General features: G+C 44.4%; 21 protein-coding genes. 20 read left to right on the forward strand and 1 reads right to left on the reverse strand.

The window, feature by feature from the left end; genetic code table 11:
• Positions 1-68: 68 nt before the first annotated feature.
• From NC238_07250 to NC238_07275, 6 genes are all read left to right on the forward strand, one after another.
• A complete protein-coding gene (locus NC238_07250) occupies positions 69-851 on the forward strand; it encodes a methyltransferase domain-containing protein (GenBank protein MCM1565735.1) in 783 nt (260 codons plus the stop codon).
• A gap of 236 nt (positions 852-1087) precedes the next feature.
• Complete coding sequence (locus tag NC238_07255; GenBank protein ID MCM1565736.1) at positions 1088-1588, forward strand: cation:proton antiporter regulatory subunit; 501 nt, start codon at positions 1088-1090, stop codon at positions 1586-1588.
• Entirely contained in the window at positions 1588-2805 is a 1218-nt protein-coding gene (locus tag NC238_07260; GenBank protein MCM1565737.1) for a cation:proton antiporter, read from the forward strand. Before NC238_07255 ends, NC238_07260 begins: the two co-directional genes overlap by 1 nt.
• A gap of 164 nt (positions 2806-2969) precedes the next feature.
• Positions 2970-3542, forward strand: coding sequence for a GTP cyclohydrolase I FolE (gene folE, locus NC238_07265; GenBank protein MCM1565738.1), 573 nt, complete (start codon positions 2970-2972; stop codon positions 3540-3542).
• Positions 3543-3581: 39 nt separating this feature from the next.
• On the forward strand, positions 3582-4337 hold the full coding sequence (gene surE, locus NC238_07270; GenBank protein ID MCM1565739.1) for a 5'/3'-nucleotidase SurE: 756 nt from the start codon (positions 3582-3584) through the stop codon (positions 4335-4337).
• Positions 4338-4350: 13 nt separating this feature from the next.
• Entirely contained in the window at positions 4351-4602 is a 252-nt protein-coding gene (locus NC238_07275; GenBank protein ID MCM1565740.1) for a hypothetical protein, read from the forward strand.
• A 35-nt stretch (positions 4603-4637) separates the two neighbouring features.
• Here NC238_07275 and spoVB read toward each other — a convergent pair whose 3' ends face one another.
• Entirely contained in the window at positions 4638-6191 is a 1554-nt protein-coding gene (spoVB, locus tag NC238_07280; protein MCM1565741.1) for a stage V sporulation protein B, read from the reverse strand.
• Positions 6192-6436: 245 nt separating this feature from the next.
• Between spoVB and NC238_07285 the strand changes: the two genes are divergently transcribed.
• From NC238_07285 to NC238_07350, 14 genes are all read left to right on the forward strand, one after another.
• On the forward strand, positions 6437-8416 hold the full coding sequence (locus NC238_07285) for an elongation factor G (protein ID MCM1565742.1): 1980 nt from the start codon (positions 6437-6439) through the stop codon (positions 8414-8416).
• Between the two features lie 244 nt (positions 8417-8660).
• A complete protein-coding gene (locus NC238_07290; GenBank protein ID MCM1565743.1) occupies positions 8661-9779 on the forward strand; it encodes a helix-turn-helix domain-containing protein in 1119 nt (372 codons plus the stop codon).
• A complete protein-coding gene (locus tag NC238_07295) occupies positions 9779-9979 on the forward strand; it encodes a PLDc N-terminal domain-containing protein (GenBank protein MCM1565744.1) in 201 nt (66 codons plus the stop codon). The genes NC238_07290 and NC238_07295 overlap by 1 nt, the downstream gene beginning before the upstream one ends.
• A complete protein-coding gene (locus NC238_07300) occupies positions 9979-10896 on the forward strand; it encodes an ABC transporter ATP-binding protein (GenBank protein ID MCM1565745.1) in 918 nt (305 codons plus the stop codon). Before NC238_07295 ends, NC238_07300 begins: the two co-directional genes overlap by 1 nt.
• A complete protein-coding gene (locus tag NC238_07305) occupies positions 10893-11657 on the forward strand; it encodes an ABC transporter permease subunit (protein ID MCM1565746.1) in 765 nt (254 codons plus the stop codon). Before NC238_07300 ends, NC238_07305 begins: the two co-directional genes overlap by 4 nt.
• Positions 11658-11921: 264 nt before the next feature.
• Positions 11922-12074 (forward strand): hypothetical protein, encoded by a 153-nt coding sequence (locus tag NC238_07310; protein ID MCM1565747.1) that lies wholly within the window; start codon positions 11922-11924, stop codon positions 12072-12074.
• Positions 12075-12269: 195 nt separating this feature from the next.
• Positions 12270-13175 (forward strand): DUF1566 domain-containing protein, encoded by a 906-nt coding sequence (locus NC238_07315; GenBank protein MCM1565748.1) that lies wholly within the window; start codon positions 12270-12272, stop codon positions 13173-13175.
• A 230-nt stretch (positions 13176-13405) separates the two neighbouring features.
• Entirely contained in the window at positions 13406-14215 is an 810-nt protein-coding gene (locus NC238_07320) for a MerR family transcriptional regulator (GenBank protein ID MCM1565749.1), read from the forward strand.
• An 89-nt stretch (positions 14216-14304) separates the two neighbouring features.
• Entirely contained in the window at positions 14305-14979 is a 675-nt protein-coding gene (locus NC238_07325) for an isoprenylcysteine carboxylmethyltransferase family protein (protein ID MCM1565750.1), read from the forward strand.
• A 55-nt stretch (positions 14980-15034) separates the two neighbouring features.
• On the forward strand, positions 15035-15349 hold the full coding sequence (locus NC238_07330) for a DUF1992 domain-containing protein (GenBank protein MCM1565751.1): 315 nt from the start codon (positions 15035-15037) through the stop codon (positions 15347-15349).
• Between the two features lie 357 nt (positions 15350-15706).
• Positions 15707-16384: a response regulator transcription factor gene (locus tag NC238_07335; GenBank protein ID MCM1565752.1), complete on the forward strand. Its 678-nt coding sequence runs from the start codon at positions 15707-15709 to the stop codon at positions 16382-16384.
• A 1-nt stretch (position 16385) separates the two neighbouring features.
• Positions 16386-17303 carry a HAMP domain-containing histidine kinase gene (locus tag NC238_07340; GenBank protein ID MCM1565753.1) on the forward strand — a complete coding sequence of 306 codons (918 nt, stop codon included), beginning with the start codon at positions 16386-16388 and terminating at the stop codon, positions 17301-17303.
• Between the two features lie 109 nt (positions 17304-17412).
• On the forward strand, positions 17413-18090 hold the full coding sequence (locus NC238_07345; protein ID MCM1565754.1) for an ABC transporter ATP-binding protein: 678 nt from the start codon (positions 17413-17415) through the stop codon (positions 18088-18090).
• The gene (locus NC238_07350) at positions 18087-20627 is read left to right on the forward strand and encodes an ABC transporter permease (GenBank protein MCM1565755.1); all 2541 of its coding nucleotides are present in this window, start codon (positions 18087-18089) and stop codon (positions 20625-20627) included. Before NC238_07345 ends, NC238_07350 begins: the two co-directional genes overlap by 4 nt.
• Positions 20628-20685 lie beyond the last annotated feature (58 nt).

Consider the following 20685-nt stretch of genomic DNA (forward strand, 5'->3'; position numbering starts at 1 on the left):
CCCCAAAGAGGTTTCATTATCATTTATTTTCTGGTACAATTATAGAAACGTTTTTGGGGGGCATTACCATGGCAGACTGGAATCCAGAGGCCTATTTAAAATTTGAGAAAGAAAGATCCAAACCGTCACGTGATTTGGTCAGCCGTATTAAGCTTGAACAGCCTGAAAACATCCTGGATGTGGGCTGCGGTCCGGGTAATAGCACCCGTGTTTTAGCGGAAAGATGGAAGAATGCGGCGATCACAGCCATTGATAATTCACATGCCATGCTTGAAATTGCCAAAGCCACAAATCCGTCAGTGCGTTGGTTATTACGGGATGCGGGACTGGACATTTCCGACCTTGGCCAGTATGACCTCATATTCTCCAATGCGGCCTTCCAATGGATTCCTGATAATGATCTTCTTATCTCCAGACTGTTTGCCATGCTGAAACCCCGCGGCATATTAGCCGTCCAAGTTCCGTTTGTCAATGAAATGCTGATTCATCAGCTGCTTTTAGACCTCGTATCCTCTGCGAAGTGGTCCGGTTATTTTAATCACATCGCGATTTCCTATAAGGTCCATGCTCCTGAATATTATTATGATGTTCTCTGTGATTTAACACCGGAAATCGAATTATGGGAAACCAGGTATTACCATTTGATGAACAGTTATGAGGATATCCTGGATCTGTATCGAAGCACCGGGTTGAGACCCTACTTGGATTGTCTTCATGAAGACGAAAAGCAAAAAGAATTTGAGAATGATCTGATGCTGGAAATTATGAAGTATTATTCCGGCTCGAAAGACGGTAAAATTTTATTTACCTTTGACCGTGTATTCTTTACAGCAACGCGGTGCTTTGATTAGCATTGACGTTAACTTTAATTAGCAGAAAATATTTGTATTGCGCATAATATGAAGAAGATGGCGGGACGCATCGGAACTAAAGTTTTGTTTCGTTACGTCTCCTTATTTTTTATACCGTAATCTGCTGAGTGAGCATAGTCTGATTGGGGAATAACAATTTTGTCCCGTGCTGTCGTTTCTTTACTTATATCCGTAGATTTGTTAAAGTAAATTTAAAGAAAAGGAGGCTTTTTGGCATGAAGTTAGTCAAGGAAAAAGACTTGCCGGGGATCGGGAAAAAGTATCAGCTGGACACCCGGTCTGGAGATAAGCTGGTTGTGATCGTCCATGATGACGGGCGCCGGGAAATGTATCACTATTACCTCGAGGATCCGAATGAATCGATCTCGATGGTAACACTTGATGATGAAGAATCGCGTTGTATTGCCTCTATTCTGGGCGGAATGGCCTATCGCCCCAAAGATCTGGATACTGTTGAGGTAGCCATCGGGGATATGGTACTCGAATGGTACAGGATTGAAACGGGGGCTTATGCGATTGGCAAATCAATCGGTGAGATGCAGGTCCGGAAGCGGACCGGCGGGACGATTATTGCGATGGTGAAAAAAGACCAAAATAAAACGATCAATCCCAATCCTGACATCGTTCTTCAGGAAGGTGCAACGATTGTCATTCTGGGAGAAAAAGAACAGGTGAAAGCTGCTAAGGGACTCCTGTTTCACGGGAGTGTTCATTAATGGAGCATTTGATACTGGAAGTTGGTCTCGCTCTGGCTTTATCGGCCGTGGCGGGGATGATCGCCGGTAAATTGCGGATTTCCATTGTGCCTATTCTGATTATTGCGGGGATGGTTGTTGGACCTCATGCTCCTCATATTGGGGTATTTGATTTCAGGTTTATTCAGTCAGCCGCGCTCATCGACTTCATGGGAAAGATGGGTGTTTTATTTTTACTATTCTCTCTCGGATTAGAATTCTCAATCAAACAGCTGATGGCATCGGGACCGTCGATTCTCCGCAGCGGCCTCATCTATATGCTCATCAACTTTTCTGTTGCGCTGCTGTACCCATTGCTTTTAGGTTGGCCCGTCAAAGAAATCCTGGTTGTAGCAGGGATGATGACAATTTCGTCAAGCGCTATTGTAGCTAAAGTCATCGTAGAGTTAAAACGAGCTGCGAACGATGAGACAGAAATTATCCTAGGGCTGATGATGTTTCAGGATGTGTTTGTGGCAATCTATTTATCCGTTGTCTCTGGTTTGGTTCTTTCCGGTTCGACTTCGACCGTTACAGTCCTGCTTACAGCAGTTGTTGCACTTGGATTTATCGGGGCATTTCTGTTTTTGGGCCATAAGCTCGTTCCGTGGCTGAACCGCCGGCTGGATATTCCTTCGGACGAGACATTTTTACTGGTGACTTTTGCGGCGGTGACGTTGGTTGCGGGGATTTCCGAAACCCTGAATATTGCCGAGGCCATCGGAGCAATGCTACTCGGCCTAGTAATGGCGGAGACGGAGCATCGCGAGCGGATTGAACACATTATTGTTCCTTTTCGTGATTTTTTCGGCGCATTATTCTTCTTCAGTTTCGGTCTAAGCATCGATCCTTTTACGCTGGGTGGCGCTGTTTGGCCGGTCCTTGGCGCAGTACTGCTGACGCTTCTTGGCAATACGATTGCTGGATTTATAGCCGGAAGGAGAGCTCAGCTGTCTCATCGCGCTTCGCTCAGGATTGGCTTAACGATCCTGTCACGTGGTGAATTTTCGATTATACTCGCCACACTGGCCCTATCAGGAGGCTTGCTGGGAGTCCTGCAGCCGTTTTCTGCCTTGTATGTGCTTATTCTCGCCATATTGGGCCCCATACTGACCAAGGAATCCAGTCTGGTGTATAAGTTAATTGGGCCGATCCTTAAATGGCCGGAGCTGCCTGAAAAACGCAGGTTAAAACTTTAAGTAAAATTATGATGATAAATTGTCGAGAGAATTGTGTATCTGCAGAAAATAGTAAAAAAATAATAGTAAAAAATAATTTGGTCAAATCGAAAATAAATGATACAATTCAAGTTGACCTAATTAATAAAATATTCCGCTAATTTACACCATAACAGGAGGCGATCATGATGGCTATAGATCATGCGAAAATAGAACGAGCTGTAAGGGATATTTTAGAAGCAATCGGAGAGGATCCGGAAAGAGAGGGCCTTAAGGATACTCCCAAAAGAGTTGCCAGATTTTATGAGGAAGCTTTTGCCGGACTTCATGAAGATCCGAGTAAAAACCTGTCTGTATTGTTTTCGGAAAACCACGAGGAAATGGTATTGGTCAGAGATATTCCGATTTATTCAATGTGTGAGCATCACCTGCTTCCTTTTGTTGGACAGGCCCACATTGCGTATATACCGAGACACGGCAAGGTGACAGGATTATCGAAGCTGGCCAGAGTTGCCGAAGACTACGCCAGAAGGCCGCAGCTACAGGAAAGATTGACAAGCCAGATTGCGGATACTGTGAATGAAATGCTTAATCCGCGCGGTGTTATTGTCGTCATTGAAGCTGAGCATATGTGCATGACCGTACGCGGAATTAAAAAACCCGGCGCGCAGACCGTTACATCAGCAGTCAGAGGAATGTTTGAAACCAGCGCTGCCACCAGGGCAGAGGCGTTCTCATTAATTATGGGCAGACATTAATCCAATAATAAGCGGCAGAATGATGGAGGCTAGTTTTGCATGAAAATCCTGCTGACAAATGATGATGGTTATTTTGCTGCCGGTCTCAGGACCATGTATGATGTTTTGGCGGCGGACCATCAGCATGAGATCTACGTTGTGGCTCCGGAAGGGCAGCGATCAGCTGTTGGACGGTCTATCACCCTGTTTCAGCCAATCTTCGTGACCCATCATTCCTTGCCAGACAATCATATTGGTGTATCTGTCAACGGCACACCGACAGACTGTGTCAAACTGGCAATACAGGGGGACATTCTTCCTGCCAAGCCGGATTTGATCATATCCGGAATTAATCACGGACCGAATCTCGGTTCGGATGTATTCTACTCAGGTACTGTGGCAGCCGCAATGGAGGGTGCCCTGTTAGGTATACGTTCCATAGCGGTATCACTTGCCAATTATGATTACGAAGACTATATGCCAAGCGCTTTGCTCATCAAACGCTTGATTGATACGAACAGCCCCTTGCTTCAGTATCAGAGCGGCCTCTTGAATATTAATGTGCCGCCCTGCGACAGGGAGGAATGGAAGGGAAAAAGAGTCACCAGACTAGGCAGGTCTGTTTACGACAATGCCTTCGAAAACAGAAAATCTCCTTATGGCAGAGAGTATTATTGGATTACCGGAACGCTCGTTTTTGAAGAAGAACAGGATACCGACCTCAGGGCAATTCAGGAAGGGTATGTTTCGATCACGCCTTTACACTGTGACCTGACCGATTACGAACGGTTAAAGACGATAGAAAATTTGCTATAGGGAGGAGAAATGTATGGGCTTTTGGGTTTTTTTCTTCTATTTTGGTGTGTTTGTTATTATTTTCTGGCTGAGCCGGGAAAAAGGCGGAAAGAATAATCTTAAAAAATTATTTATTATTCCGATCGTTCTTGCTGTCATCATTACGCTGCTGTCTGTGGTAAAAATTTATTTTATTTATAAGATCATACTTATTTTGATTTTTTTGGTCGTAGCTCTGCTTACGTATTGGCAGTGGGGAAGCAAGATCCGAAATTTTTGGCGGTGAAAGTAAAACTGAAGCGTACGCTTGAAGTTGGGACGCTATTTGTTCTTAGGCCAAAACCTTAAAGACCGCCATGTTTTCTTTATTTCTTTCATCGGAATACCTCCTTGAAAAATCAGAATCGCAAAATAGACCATGCTTCCGACAAGAAGAGCGGTAAGACTCGGAAGCAGCGGTGTTTGGCCCGGTACCAGCCATAAGATGCTTTTGAGCACAGCTGTCATAGCAAGCCCGGCCAGGACCGGCTGAAGGATCATGGATTTCAGATCAGCTTGTAGTCCGATGTGCTTGTTTATGGCATAAAGGTTTAAGAAAGCCATCATGGCAAAACCAAATACATAAGTTAAAGCGGTACCCACGAGACCAAATTTCGGAATTCCAGTCAGGTAGAAAAGAAGCGGAATCCGGAATACTGCAGTGATAACCGAATGGGCCAGCGGTAAAAAGGTTTTGCCGAGCCCCTGTAGAATTCCTGTGGTCGTCTGTTGAACATAGGCAAACAGCCCGCCCAAGGCTAATACTTTCAACACTGCAGACACATGGTCACTTTTGAATAGGTGCGTAAGCGGTTCAGCAAAAAAATAAAGTGCAATGACACACGGCAATCCAAGCATAATGGTATAGCGGACCGCGTCTATGCTTTTATTCCTGGCAGCCCGGACATCATTTCGGACCATTGCTTCGGAAATAGCCGGGACAAGCGATGTCGCCAGCGCAAATGTAAAGACACTTGGAAACGAGAGCAGCGTAAGTGCAGTCCCGCTGAACTCTCCAAAGAGAGAGGTGGCGTTCCTGGCCGAATAGCCGGCAAGCTGAAGCTGTTTGGGAATAATGACGGTATCCAAAGAAGACAGCCCTGTAGCCATCAGCCTGCTTCCGGTTACGGGCAAGGACAAACTGATCAGCTCCGGCATGACGGGTTTGGATTGTCCGCCGTTTTGATTTCCATAAGGCAGGTGCTTGCGCTGCACCAGATATTGAATCAGAATCACAAGCAAACCAACGATCTCCCCACAGAGCATTCCTGCTGCAAGACCGGCTGCTGCCCATTCAATGCCTTTCTTTAATAAATATACGGAAAGAGAAAAGCCGATCCCGATCCGGAAGATTTGTTCACAAATCTGGCTGACCGCTGAAGGGACCATGTTCTGCAGTCCCTGGAAATATCCCCGGAACGCAGAGGCCACAGATACGATAAAGATCGACGGGATACAGATCTGAAAAACAATTCCGACGCGCTCATCCGCAAAGAAACTGTGAACAATCAGCGATCTGTTCAGGTACAGCGTGATGGTAACCAGCAGACCGGAAATAAATAAAGTCAGGAAAGCTGTCCGGAATACTCTCCGGGCTTCAGCATAGCGGCCAATAGAGACTCTTTCGGCAACCATTTTGGAGACAGCCAGTGGTATTCCTGCTGTGGTTAAGACCAGTGCAGTCATATAGACCGGAAATACCATATAGAACAATCCGTACGCTTCACTACCGATATAATGCATAATCAGGTATTGGTAGACAAACCCGAGCAGACGGTTGACCAGATTCGCCCCAAAAAGAATGACTGCACCATAAATGAGGTTGTTTCTGGGCATTTTTTCCTCCCTGACCGGTACTCTGTCAGAGTACATATAGTTGATTTCTATTCAACTTATGCGCTGGGAAAGGAGGTCATGCTCCAAGTTTTTTCAGGGATGCAGTTTTTTTTAGAGGATTTGTGGAAACCGCAGAGAATTAAAGAGAATTAAACATGTTATAATTTAATATTGAGTGATGTTCGAGTGCAATAGTCTTGTTTAAGTCAAGTTATTAAAAAGAATAGACAAAGGGGAGATTATTCTTGAAAAGCTATGACACCAAGAGTATTCGTAATATCTGTCTTGTTGGGCACGGAGGTTCAGGTAAAACGTCACTGGTAGAGGCCATGCTTTTTAATGCCGGAGTAACGAACCGCATCGGGAAAGTAAACGATGGAAACACCGTCTCAGATTACCTTCAAGAGGAAGTACAACGTCACATTTCAATTAGCACTTCATTAATTCCGATCGAGCATAAGGATGTTAAAGTTAATGTTCTCGATACACCCGGTTATTCCGATTTTATCGGTGAAGTCATCAGCGCTTTGCGCGTCGTGGAAACAAGTGTTTTTGTGATCAGCGGGGTTGATGGTTTAGAAGTTCAGGCCGAGATCATCTGGGATCTGGTCGAAGAAAAACAAATTCCTAAAATTATTTTTATCAATAAACTGGACAGAGAAAATGCCAATGCAGAAAAGGTACTGGATCAGCTGAAATCAACTTATTCGAATACTCGTTTTGTTCAAATGCAGATTCCAATTGGCAAAGAGGCAGGATTCGAAGGTGTAGTTGGTCTGTTCCAAACCGACATACCTGATCAATATACAGATGATATTGCCGTATTGAAAGAAGCACTGGCTGAAGCTGCAGCTGAAGCCGATGATGACATCCTGATGAAATATCTGGATGGAGAGTCCCTGAATGATGAAGAATTAAAGACGATCACAGCCAAAGGGCTTGCTCAGAATATGATCGTTCCGGTTTTATTCGGTTCGGTAGAAAAAAATCTGGGCGTGAAGGAATTCATTCAATTCCTGGCAGACAATGTGCCTGCGCCTACACCTATCGACAAAAAAGCCGCGTTGGTCTTTAAGACACTTGCCGACCCCTATCTCGGCAAAATGACTTTCTTCAAAGCTTATGGCGGAATGTTTACCAGTGAGACAGTTGTCTACAATGCGAACCGGGAAGTCGAGGAGAAACTCGGCCAGCTGTTTTATCTGAGAGGGAAGAACCAGGATAATACGGCCAGCGTCCAAGCCGGCGATATTGCCGTCGTTGCGAAACTTCAGGAGACAAAAACAGGAGATACTTTTACAACGAAAGAGAAAGGTATCCAGCTGAACGGAATCGAATTTCCAAAACCAGCGCTATCGCTTTCTGTCAAACCGAAGAGCAAGGGTGATGAAGATAAGCTCGGATCCGCGCTGGCTAGGTTAGTCGATGAAGATCCGACCATCAGCGTCGGCAAAAACACAGAAACTAAACAGACGATTTTAAGCGGGCTCGGTGAAATGCAGCTCGATATTGTTGGTGAAAAACTGGCCAGAAAATTTGGTGTTGCCGTCGAGACCGAAGTACCGAAAGTCCCTTACAGAGAAACGATCAAAAAATTGGTGCAAGTTGAAGGTAAACACAAGAAACAAAGCGGCGGCCATGGCCAATACGGACACGTTTGGATTAAGATGCAGCCAAACCCGGAAAAAGACTTTGAATTTAAAGAAGAAGTTTTCGGTGGAGCGGTTCCAAGAAACTATTTCCCTGCTGTTGAAAAAGGTCTGCGCGAAGCAGTTGCTGATGGTTTCCTGGCTGGCTATCCGATGACGAATGTAAAATTCACGTTGTATGACGGTTCCTATCACAGCGTGGACTCGTCAGAAATGGCATTTAAGCTTGCGGCACATCTTGCTTTCAAGAAAGGCGCTGAGATGGCCAACGCGGTATTGATGGAACCGGTCGTTGAGGCCGAGGTCAAGGTTCCTGAAGCATTCATGGGTGATGTCATCGGAGATTTGAACTCCAAACGCGGCAAGGTCCTTGGCATGGAACCCGACGGCAAATGCCAGGTGATTAAAGCCCATGTGCCCCAATCCGAAATGATGCGTTATTCCATTGACCTCAAAGCTATGACCCAGGGAAGAGGCACGTTCACGACCAAGTTCATCGGGTACGAGGAAGTTCCGGCAAGATTATCCGACGCGCTGGTCGCCCAGCTCAAGAAAGAGCACCAGCATCACGAGTAACGCTGAATGCACGAATAAAGCTGAATGATTGTAGGTAAGCTAAAGCCGCTGACGAATGATTTTGTCAGCGGTTTCTTGTCGTTTGCCGTGCCAACATCTCCGCAGAGGATAAGACCTGCAGCAAGTTAACTCATAGTTAACTTTTTTTATAATTGTTAACGACGATTCCGTTGAGTAAAAAAAATAAGCAGACTATAATGAACTTGAAAATCAAAACTTAAGAATTGAAAATGAGGTAAGACCTATGACCAAAATCAACATTGGCAAAATGATTGCAGCCCGAAGAAAAGAAAAAAGGCTCACCCAGGAAGAACTGGCCGAATACCTTGGGGTATCCAAACCGGCGGTTTCCAAGTGGGAATCAGGGCAAAGCTATCCGGATATTATGCTTTTGCCTATATTGGCGGCCTTCTTCAACGTAAGCGTTGATGAGCTTCTGGGGTATGAAGCTCAAATGACAAGGGAGGATATAAGAAAACTGTACCGCAGACTGGCAAATGCTTTTGCTGCTGAGCCCTTTGACCAAACCTACGCCGAATGCCTGGCGACTATCAAGAAGTATCATTCGTGCTGGAATCTGGTTTATTCCATCGCGCAGCTGCTGGTTAACCACGCACCGCTTGCCGGCGGACCAGACCGGATGAACGACGTTTTGCGGGAAGCCTCGGGATATTTTGAGTGTGTGGAAAAGAACAGCGGCGACGCGGCACTGGCCAGAGAGGCGCTTTCCTTGCGAGCCTACTGTTGCCTGGCCCTGCAGGAGCCTGCCCAAGCGATCGAACTGCTCGAAGGGACCGAGGAAGGACCGATATCAATGGGAATACTGCTGGCCAAAGCCTATGCGATGAAAGGTGACAGCGACCGCGCCAAACGTTATCTCCAGCAATCTATTTACACGAATGTAGCCAGTCTTTTCGGGGCTTTTCCCGACCTCATGGCGCTTTATGCAGATGCTCCGGAAAAAACGGATGCCTGTCTGCAAAAGGTGCTGAGTCTTGGGGAGGTGTTTCAGCTCAAAGAGATGCAGCCGTCCCATTATTTCACGGTGTATCTCACGGCAGCCGCGCTTTACTCAGCGCAGAACCGTAATGAAAAAGCGCTGGATATGTTGGAAGCATACGCGGATATCATTTTTCAAAAGAATACTTTCCCGTTAAAACTAAAAGGAAATTCATTTTTTGACATGCTGCAGCCGTATTTTGAATCTCTCAATTTGGGAGGAGATGCTCCGCGCAGCGATAAACTCATCCGTAAAGATTTGAAGAGCGTTGTGGTGGATAATCCTGCGTTTCAAAGTCTTAAATCGGAGGAGCGTTATCAGAAACTTTGGCGGCGACTTGAATCGATGGAGGAGGAAGTCTGATGGAAGATCTGATGTCCTATTTACCTTTTCTAATTCCGATCATGGTGATCGAACTTGCCCTGGCAGCAGCTGCGCTCGTTCATATTTTCCGGCACAGGACTTACCGCATCGGCAATCAGGTGCTTTGGGTAATTGTCGTTGTCCTGTTCCAGATTATCGGCCCTATCTTGTATTTTACCTTAGGCAAAGGTGACGACTAATGGAAATTCTGAAGCTGGAACATGTCAAGAAAAACTTCGGGGGTCTTCCGGTCATACAGGATTTGAGCTTCTCGGTCTCCGAAAGCTCCGTCTTTGGCCTGATAGGAAAGAACGGAGCAGGGAAGACAACTACCATGAAAATGCTTTTGGGTTTTTTAAAGTCTGACGCCGGAGAAATCAAAGTGTGCGGGGAAAAAGTCGCTTACGGAGACACAAGAACCAACAGGCATGTGGGTTATCTTCCGGATGTGCCGGAGTTTTACAGTTACATGACACCCGTCGAATATTTAAGACTGTGCGGGGAAATCTCCGGTCAGAAGCCTCGCCCAATCCGGAAAAAGACGGAAGAACTGCTGGCCCTTGTAGGGTTGGAGAACAGCAATCGAAAAATAAGCGGTTTTTCCCGAGGAATGAAACAGCGGCTGGGGATTGCCCAGGCTCTGATGAACGAGCCGCGGCTCTTGATCTGCGACGAACCGACGTCCGCGCTTGACCCCGTTGGCAGAAAAGAGATATTGGATATTTTGTCCGTTGCCGGACAGCAGACCGCCATTTTAATTTCCACCCATATTTTATCCGATGTGGAACGGCTCTGTGATCATATTGGGATTCTGAACGATGGCAAGCTTGTTTTACAAGGAAAACTCTCCGATATCAAGAATAGCTATCGCCATAGCTCTCTCCGGATCGAGTTGGCGGATCAAGACGGCGTTGCTGTTCTTGCCGGGAAGCTTGCAAATCTTCCGTTTGTATCTGCGGTAGAGGCCAAAGAAAATTTTCTGACCGTCCGCCTTGAGGACGTGGCTAAGGAAGGGCTAAGAATTATGGAACTGCTGCTCAGGGAACAGGTTTTCGTTTTGAAATATGAAGTACTTGAACCTTCGCTGGAAGATGTGTTCTTGGAGGTTATTCAATGAACGGTCTGATCGCTTTTACTAAAAAAGAATTTCTGGAGCAAGTCCGCAGCTATAAAGCCGTTATCATGGTTTCAGTACTGTTCTTATTCGGTATGACGAGTCCCTTACTGGCAAAGATGACGCCCGATATTTTTGCCCAGCTGACCGTTCAGGGAATATCCATCAGCATGCCGGAGCCGACAGTCCTGGATGCCTATGGCCAATTCTTCAAGAATATGAGCCAAATGGGTTTGATCGTCTTGCTGCTTGTCTTTAACGTTATGCTCTCCCAGGAAGTGACACGCGGTACGCTGGTCATCCTTCTTGCTAAGGGGTTGTCTCGATCTGCGGTCATCATGTCAAAATATTTGGCGTCTTTGATTTTGTGGACGGTGAGCTATGTCCTTGCCGCAGTCACCGATTATGGATATACTGTTTATCTGTTTGGGAGCTTCTCCTTGCCTCATCTGTTTTTCTCCTTATTTTGCCTATGGCTGTTCGGTGTTTTTCTCCTGGCAGTCCTTCTGCTGGCCAGCACACTTGCATCGGGGAATTACGGAGGACTTCTTCTGACAGCCACAGTCATGATGGTCCTGATGATCGCCAATGTGTTCCCAGCATTTCAAAAATGGAATCCGGTCGCACTTGCCTCGGATAACATTACGCTGCTTACAAATGCGGAAGCAATTGGCGGCATGTCCGTAACAGCTTGGACGACGCTGCTGATGATTGTGTTATGCCTGATTCTCTCAATCATAGTGTTCAGGAAAAAGAAACTGTAAGGCAAAGTACGATGATGCGTTATTTCATTGACCGCTGACAAATTATTTTGGCAGCGGTCTTCAATTTCCCATAAGGATTTATGGAAAAACAAGGAATGTATTGAACAATGTTGAATTATATGCAATAAATAAATATTTGCAAAAAGAGTAATTGGCATATTGTAAAGGATGCTGAAATCTGTTTTCTATAAACAAATTTTCAAGCACAATTAATTACTATAGTGGATAACCTTTTTCTGTATATAAATGGAGGGGTGGGCTAAAATGATACTTCTATCACCAGGATTTTGGGCTGCTATGTTAAGTTTTGCACTTGTTATGTGGGTAATTAAAATGCTTTGGAGAATTGACAAGAATGTAAAATCTATTGAGAGAAAATTGGATGCTACTTCAAATAAGAAAGATGATTCATTGTAGGATAAACACAATCTGAGAGAATATGAATGGAATATGCAGACTACGGACGCTGCGTAAATGTAAGCTGTAGAAGGTAAGGAGTGGGGTTATTGTCACAGGTTATAAAAGAGAAGACTATACTGTGTCCCGTAATGGATTTTGTTTGAGTATCCACATAGATTATAGCGGTGATTTAAATGGGGAGATTGATTGAGGATGGGAAAAAATAAAAAGGTAATTATCGGATGGATAGGTGTGTTCATAACCGTTATATTGTCAAGTGTATGGGCTTATTGGGGAGCTTTTGAAAATTTCCATGAAGGCTGGTACTCAACTTCCATCTGGGAAAACCTCTTTATGTTTTTGTTTCAATATATGTTATTTGCTATTATCTTTGTATTATTAGCATTAGTTATATTAAGATGGAAAAGAATAGGTTTTCTACTACATCTAATTTTTGGTGGCTTTTGTATTTGTTTTTTTTCCGGTGCTAGTTTTAATGTGCTAGGATTATTGATTATTATACCTTTTGCTGTTCTTGGGCTACTTTATTATTTTGGGGAGCCTGAGCCTAAGAAATGGGCATACAGGTTAATCATAATTGTTCCATTAGTTATTACTTTAGTTATTTCAATCCCTCAAGCTATTAAAGTGTCCCAAAGAACTAATGATAATAATTTTGGTATGAGAATAGTAGAAGGGAATGGTGTAACTCTGGCTTGGGCACCAAGAGGGCCTGGCTGGCCGGATAAAGGGACTTCCTGGAAAGAGGCGCAAGATATATGCAAGTATTTATCAGCGGATGGTACAACCATTATGAAGGAAGAGCAAAATATTTGGCGCTTGCCAACAGTGGATGAAGCAGTTCGTTCTATGATGCTTCACGACGAAAATGTAGGTGGAGTCTGGTATCCGGAAGAAGAGAAGGCCGTCTATGATAGAACGCCAGATAAAGAAACACCTTTATGGGATATACATTCCAAGGTAATCTATTACTGGACTTCAGATACATCAGTAAAGGATGAACAACAGGCATATGTCATTGTCTATCATGGAGGTATATTTGATAAAAGGAAGATCGATCAACAAGATTATATGAGTTTTAGAGCTGTCAAAGAGTAGCTCAATAACGCTATAGAAGTGATAATTCTAAGTTTAAGTTGCGGGAATTTATTATTATCAAAGGGCCTCCTTATTATATTTGGAGGTTCATCTTATAGTGCCGACTTCCCAAAACACTTTGTTTGTACATTAAAAGGAAAAATAGTAATCATTAATTTCAATGCTCCCCTAAAATAAATTGACTCGACCCTTAGGGTGGGGTTTATAATGACTGTGAAGGTGGGATAACGGTGAAGAATCGAATAAAAATTGGCGATTTCGTTAAATTAACTGGAAGTACATTGAAAACAATTATCTATTACCATAAGATCGGTTTACTGCAAGAACCCGAGCGCTCACAGGGAGGATACCGCTTATATGGGCCGGAAGAGCTAACTCGTATGCAATTAATCAATCACTTGAAATCCCTCGGGCTGGATCTGAAACGTATTAAAGAAGTATTAGGTGATATACACTACAACAAGACATTGCGGGAAGTCTTACAATCCTTACAAATTGATCTACTAAACGAGAAGAAAAGCCTTGAGGAACGAATAGCAAAAATCCAATTGTTGCTGAGTGAAGAAAAAGTACGACTAGATGAGGATATTTATGATTCCCCTTCTTTTCAAATGATCACTGAGATATTAAAACCGGAGCAAATTGAAAACTATGCGCGAACCTGCCCGGAACTCTTCGATCAACAACGAAAATTGTTTGGCATTTTGGATGATTTCCAGTGGGGAGAGGACTACCAGGAAACTTTTCGAGCATTGGCCGGATATTTCCAAGATCACCCTGAGCAATATCAAATTTCTTTGGATTATGGAGTGCGTCTGTCCAACCTTTCCCAACTATCCGAAGATGATCCGAAGATTGAAATGCTAGCTCGGGAATCTGTAGAATTTATTAAAAGTATACCTCAGTTAAGAAAGATGTTATGCAACCAGTCAGGTATAAAGAAACCCCTTGAAAGCTTATACAATGATATGGTAGCCAACGTTATTTCACCGGCTCGGATGAAACATGGGCAACTCTTCCAAAAATATCTTAACTCATAATTTTTTATTACAACATTACTTCTGAAAAGTTTTGTTTCATGGTCATAAAAAGTCATTAGTCATTATTGCTAAGATTGGAGGCGATTTCAGTGGAAGGAAGTAATAAATTGTCAAAGCGAAAAGCCTATCTTTTTCCGATAATAATGATGATTGTGATGGGCGTCATCATATTTCTTCCAGCCGGTTCTTTTAGGTTTTGGCAGGCGTGGATATGGTGGTTGGGTTTATCTGTACTGATGATTTTTACAACAGCTTTTTTCTTGAAGAAAAGTCCTGAATTACTAGCAAGAAGAATGAAGTTTAACGAAAAAGAAATAACTCGAAAACCCCCCGCCATCCTAAACTTGTATTTTCTCGGATTCATAATTCCCGGTTTTGATTTTCGTTTTCATTGGTCGTCTGTGCCTTTATGGATTATTATCACATCGAATGCTATTGTTTTCTTAGGCTATATATTTATTATCCTTGTCTTTAAAGAAAACAGTTTTGCTTCAACTGTCATCCAGGTCGAGCAAGAACAGCAGGTTATAACAACAGGCCCCTACGCCATTGTTCGCCATCCGATGTACTTAGGAATGTTATTAATGTCGCTTTTTTCTCCTCTAGCTTTAGGCTCTTACTGGGCAATAATACCTTCACTCATGATAATACCATCATTAATACTAAGGATAAAAAGTGAAGAGGAAGTACTACTAAAAAGCTTACCGGGGTACAACGATTATTGTTTAAAGACACGTTACCGTTTGATTCCGTCAATCTGGTAATTAGTTTGAAATTAAGGCATGACATTTGTCATAAATATAAGGAGCTGACACTGGCATGTTTGAAAGACTGGTTGAAGCAAAAATTCAAGAAGCCATTAGAAACGGCGAATTTGATAACCTTCCTTTGGGCAAACCCATTAATCTGGATGACTGGGCAAGTCTTCCAGAGGATATGCGTGCTGGATATATGTTGTTAAAGAATGCAGGATACGCACCAGAAGAAGTGCATCTGTTAAAAGACATCGGAGAATTACGTGAGCAGTTAGCCGGAAATAATAGCCAAGAAGAAAAAGCAATTATCATTAAAAAGCTCAGAGAGACAGAATTAAAATACAATTTGTTAAAGGAACTAAGAACCCGAAGAAAATAATTAGTTTTGATTTCAAAAATTTTGTGGAGAAGACATGAGTACCAATAATATGTTTTTCAATATTTATTACTGCAATGACAGGCAACTCAATGGGTTTGAAGCTTTTCCCCAAAAGATTACAAAGATGGTCCGCCACCAAAATATCTTATAAAAGAAGGGGCACTGTTCTATCTTTCACCCGGGTTACTTCATGACATATGCTATGTGTTGCAGATTTCATACAAGACTAATCAACTAATTTTAGACCGTAAGGCCAAGGGGCGTGTATTATTCCTATTAAATCATTTGAAAGTATTGATCAAAAGGTAGAACCAATTAACCCTTCGAAGATGCAAGTCGACAGACAGGAGGTGCATGATGAATCACATTTTAATTGTCGAGGATGATACGGCCCTGAGCAATGGTATTGTTCTGGCCCTTAAAGAAGATCATTGCACCTTTGTGCAGGCGTATGACATTGCCGCGGCCAAGAAACAGCTAAAGACCAACTTCTTTCATTTGGTGATACTCGATGTCAATTTACCGGATGGAAACGGTCTTGACCTTCTAGCTGAGATCCGTAAGAAATTGGCTTTGCCTGTAATTGTCCTGACTGCCAATGATTTAGAAACTGATATTGTAACCGGGTTTGAGCTTGGGGCGGATGACTATATCACAAAACCTTTCAGTCTGATGGTACTGCGGGCCAGAGTGGGCGTCCAACTGCGGAAGGGCAGGCATCAGGTTCGCGATACCGTAAAGATTGACGGGTTTTCCTTTTCCTTTGCAAGGATGGAGTTCAGGAGAGGCGGCAAACCCATTGAACTCAGCAAAACCGAGCAGAAACTGCTCCGGGTCTTAATAGAAAACAGGGGAAAAACTATTTCCCGTACAGATTTGGTGGACAGGATTTGGACAGATGGGGCCGAGTATGTTGACGAGAATGCCTTGTCGGTTACGATAAAAAGACTGCGTGATAAATTGGAAGAGCTTCCGTCTGCACCGCAATATATCAAAACGGTCTATGGCATTGGCTACACCTGGGCGGTGCAGTGAGATGAATACACTTGATTACACCTGTATCGGGATTACCATTGCTGCGGTATGCGCGGCCGTGATGGTGATTGTCCTTAACCGTCAAAGAACAAAGAAAACGTTTGAAAAAATTGAAGATGTGTTGGACACAGCCATAAACGGTAGCTTTGCCCAAGGGGTTTTTGATGAATCTGCTTTATCCGCGGTGGAATCTAAGCTTGCACGGTATCTTTCCAAATGTGCGGTATCCTCCAAGAATTTGCTTGCGGAAAAGGATAAAATAAAAGAGCTGATTTCTGATATTTCCCATCAGACCAAAACACCCCTTGCCAATATCCTGCTTTATTCACAGCTGCTCAGTGAACACGAATTGCCGGAAGACTGTAAAGTTTGTGTGCAAGCCTTGTCTGCACAGGCGGAAAAGCTGAATTTTCTCATAAATGCTTTGGTGAAAATATCACGGCTGGAAACGGGTATTATTACTGTTTCACCGAAACAGGAAGCCCTCCAAAGGTTGCTGGATGAAGTTCGGATACAGATCAGGCCAAAGGCGGAGGCCAAGGGCATTTCTGTTGCCATGGAAGATATGGAGAGTCGTGCCTATTTTGATCTGAAATGGACGACAGAAGCCGTATATAATATCATGGATAACGCCGTAAAATATACCACAAGCGGCGGGTGTATTACCATAAAAGCCATACCCTATGAGTTGTTCTGCCGTATTGATATAACCGATAATGGGATGGGTATTCCCGAGGATGAACAAAGCAAAATATTCACCCGGTTCTATCGCTCGGGAACCGCTGGTAATCAAGAAGGTGTTGGTCTTGGGCTGTTTTTGACCAGAGAGATCATCTCAGCCGAGGGGGGTTATATCAAGGTGTCATCACAGCCGGGCAGTGGTTCTACCTTTTCAGTATTTTTGCCAATAGAAAAGTAAATCTTTCAAGACTGTTAGATTCTAGAAAGATTGTGGAAAGATTGTTGTGATATAGTCAATATTGCAGGCAACTGCGATACTGACTATTTTCTTTGGGGAGGAAAACAAAATGACGATACTTGAAACAACAAAATTAAAAAAATATTACGGCAGCGAGGATACAACGGTTAAAGCGTTAGACGGCATCGACCTCACCGTGGAGAGTGGGGAGTTTGTAGCCATCGTAGGCACATCCGGCAGCGGCAAGTCTACGCTTCTACATATGCTGGGTGGGCTTGACCGTCCCACAAGCGGTACGGTCACTGTCGATGGAAAGGAGATCTTTGCACTGAAAGACGAAGAACTGACGATTTTCCGCCGAAGAAAAATCGGCTTTGTCTTTCAAAATTATAATCTTGTTCCTGTATTGAATGTGTACGAGAATACTGTCCTGCCTATTCAGCTCGATGGGAACGAGCCGGATAAACGCTATGTGGACAGAATTATCGGCACATTGGGGCTTGAAAGCAAACTGAACAATCTGCCCAACAATCTTTCCGGCGGTCAGCAGCAGCGGGTGGCGATTGCCAGAGCCTTAGCCGCTAAGCCTGCTATCGTTCTCGCGGATGAGCCGACAGGAAACCTCGACAGTAAAACCAGCCAAGATGTCCTGGGACTGCTAAAGGTTACAAGCGAAAGGTTCAGTCAGACCATTGTCATGATTACCCACAACGAGGAAATTGCCCAGTTGGCAGACCGCATCATCCGAATTGAAGATGGAAAAATCGTGGGTGGTGGAAGCAAATGATCAAAGTAAAAAACAAAAAAGCGATTCGCAATCTGGCCGACAAGAGCTATCGGGCCAATAAAGTCCGCAACTTGATTGCGATCATCGCCATTGCCTTGACAGCGGTGCTTTTCACCACGCTTTTCACCATGGGGATCGGTACGGTGGAGGGTCTTCAGCAGGCCACGATGAGGCAGGCGGGCGGCGACGGCCATGCTGTGCTTAAATATATAACTGACGAGGAATTCAACAACATCAAAGATCATGTACTTATTAAAGAAATTTCCTATAACCGAATGCTATGCGACGGGGTGGAAAACAAGGAATTTCTCAAACGGCGTGCCGAGTTTTGGTATGATGATGATGGGGGAATGAAGCTTGGATTTTGCGAACCAACAAGCGGACACAAGCCTGTAGCTGAAAACGAAGTCATTGCAGATACCAAGACCTTGCAGCTGATGGGCGTTCCCCTTGAGGTTGGCGCGCCGCTTACGCTCACACTTGACATCCGGGGCGAAGAAGTACAGCGGGATTTTGTTCTTGCAGGCTGGTGGGAGAGCAATCCCGTCTTTAACGTGGGCCAGATCTTGGCCTCCCGTGCCTATGTAGATGCCCATCCGGCCGAACTGCAAAACAGCTATAAGGTGGACAATTCTCTCACCGGGGTTATCAACGCGTCTATTATGTTCAAAAACAGCATCGATTTGGAGGGAAAGCTGGCAAAGGTCATTACCGACAGCGGCTATTCTCTGGATGAAAAAGCGCCGAATTACTTGGAGCATAATGTGAGTTGGGCCTATCTCTCCACGAATTTTGGCATGGACGCAGGTACGCTGATTGCGCTGCTTTCCGGCTTGCTATTGATCGTGTTCACCGGCTATCTCATTATCTACAACATTTTTCAGATTTCCGTCATTCGGGATATCCGTTTTTATGGCCTCTTGAAAACCATTGGAACAACCGGGAGACAGATACGCCGAATTATCCGCAGACAGGCACTGATCCTTTCCACCATAGGAATTCCAATCGGATTGATTGCAGGTTTCTCTATTGGTAAATCCCTTGTTCCTCTCCTCATAAACAATTCCACCTATGCCGGAAGTGCGGTGTCTGTATCGCCAAGCCCATGGATTTTTATTGGTTCGGCACTGTTTGCTTTGGTCACCGTGCTCATCAGTACCTTCAAGCCGGGTAGGATAGCCGCCGCTGTTTCACCGGTGGAGGCAGTGCGGTATACGGATGGAAATACAAAGCAGAACCGCAAACCGAAAAAATCCACTGATGGCGGGAAAATGCCCCGTATGGCCCTGGCTAATTTAGGGCGGAACAAAAGACGTACCGTTTTAGTAGTCATTAGCTTGTCCCTGAGCCTTGTCTTGCTGAACACGGTGTTTACGCTATCTCAGAGCATTGATATGAATAAGTTCCTTTCTAAATTCGCGGATACCGATTTTCTGATTGCCCATGCCGATTACTTTCAAAATGACTACTCCGGTCCCGAAAACCAGACCAGCGAGAGCTTTATTCAGGCGGTGGAAACACAGCCCGGCTTTGAGGCGGGTGGGCGACTGTATGGCGGCAGAGCGGAAGGATTTGCGGCAGAGGACGAAAAGAACACCACCCAGGAATATAACAGGAATCCCTACGGCGATTTCATGGCTGCGGTCTATGGTCTTGAGGATATGCCTCTTCAGCGACTGGAGCTTATCGACGGTGAACTTGATGATGCAAGGCTGACTACTGGTAAGTACATTCTGGAGGGAGTCGCGCTGGACGATAACAGTGTACCGGAAATGGAGAACAAGCATTATGAGGTTGGTGATACGGTAACACTTCACAACTATAAAGGAACGTCGGAAACATTTGCTGGCAGGGAGTACACGACGCAGGAGTTTATCATGCTGGGTCATGTGGCCATCAAACATTATTCCAATTCCGACCGTACCGGATGGGACTATAACTTCTATCTCCCAGCGGATGTCTATAAAACAATGGTAGTACAGCCCGCCGTAATGAGCTATGCCTTCAATGTTTCCGAAGATCAAGAGACGGCAATGGAGCGTTTTTTGCAAAGCTACACCGATTCAGTGGAACCAGTCATGAATTACGTCTCTAAGTTTACCTCTCTCAAGGAGTTTTCCGGTATGCAGAGCACCGTTGTGATGATTGGCGGCGCACTCAGCTTTATCATCGGGTTGATTGGCATCCTCAATTTTGTCAATGCCATTCTCACCAGCATTTTGACCCGACGCAAAGAATTTGCCATGCTGCAAAGCATAGGCATGACACGAAGGCAGCTGCGCCGTATATTAATGTTTGAAGGATTCTATTATACGCTTGGTACTTGCGCACTGTCGCTCGTATTTAGCACGTTATTTTCACTTTTGATTGTCAAATCCTTTTGCGGTCTGCTGTGGTTCTTTAGTTATCATTTTATCCTGTGGCCGCTTTTGATCGTACTTCCTTTCCTGTTTATGCTTGGTATGATGATTCCTTTGGTATCGTATGCCATGACGGACAAGCAAAGTATCGTGGAGCGGCTGCGGGAAGCGGAATAGTATTTGTATGATGAGCATACTTTTTTAGGTTGATTTCATCCCGCTTTTTCAGGTAAAA

The organism is Dehalobacter sp. (assembly GCA_023667845.1).
Lineage (GTDB): Bacteria > Bacillota > Desulfitobacteriia > Desulfitobacteriales > Syntrophobotulaceae > Dehalobacter.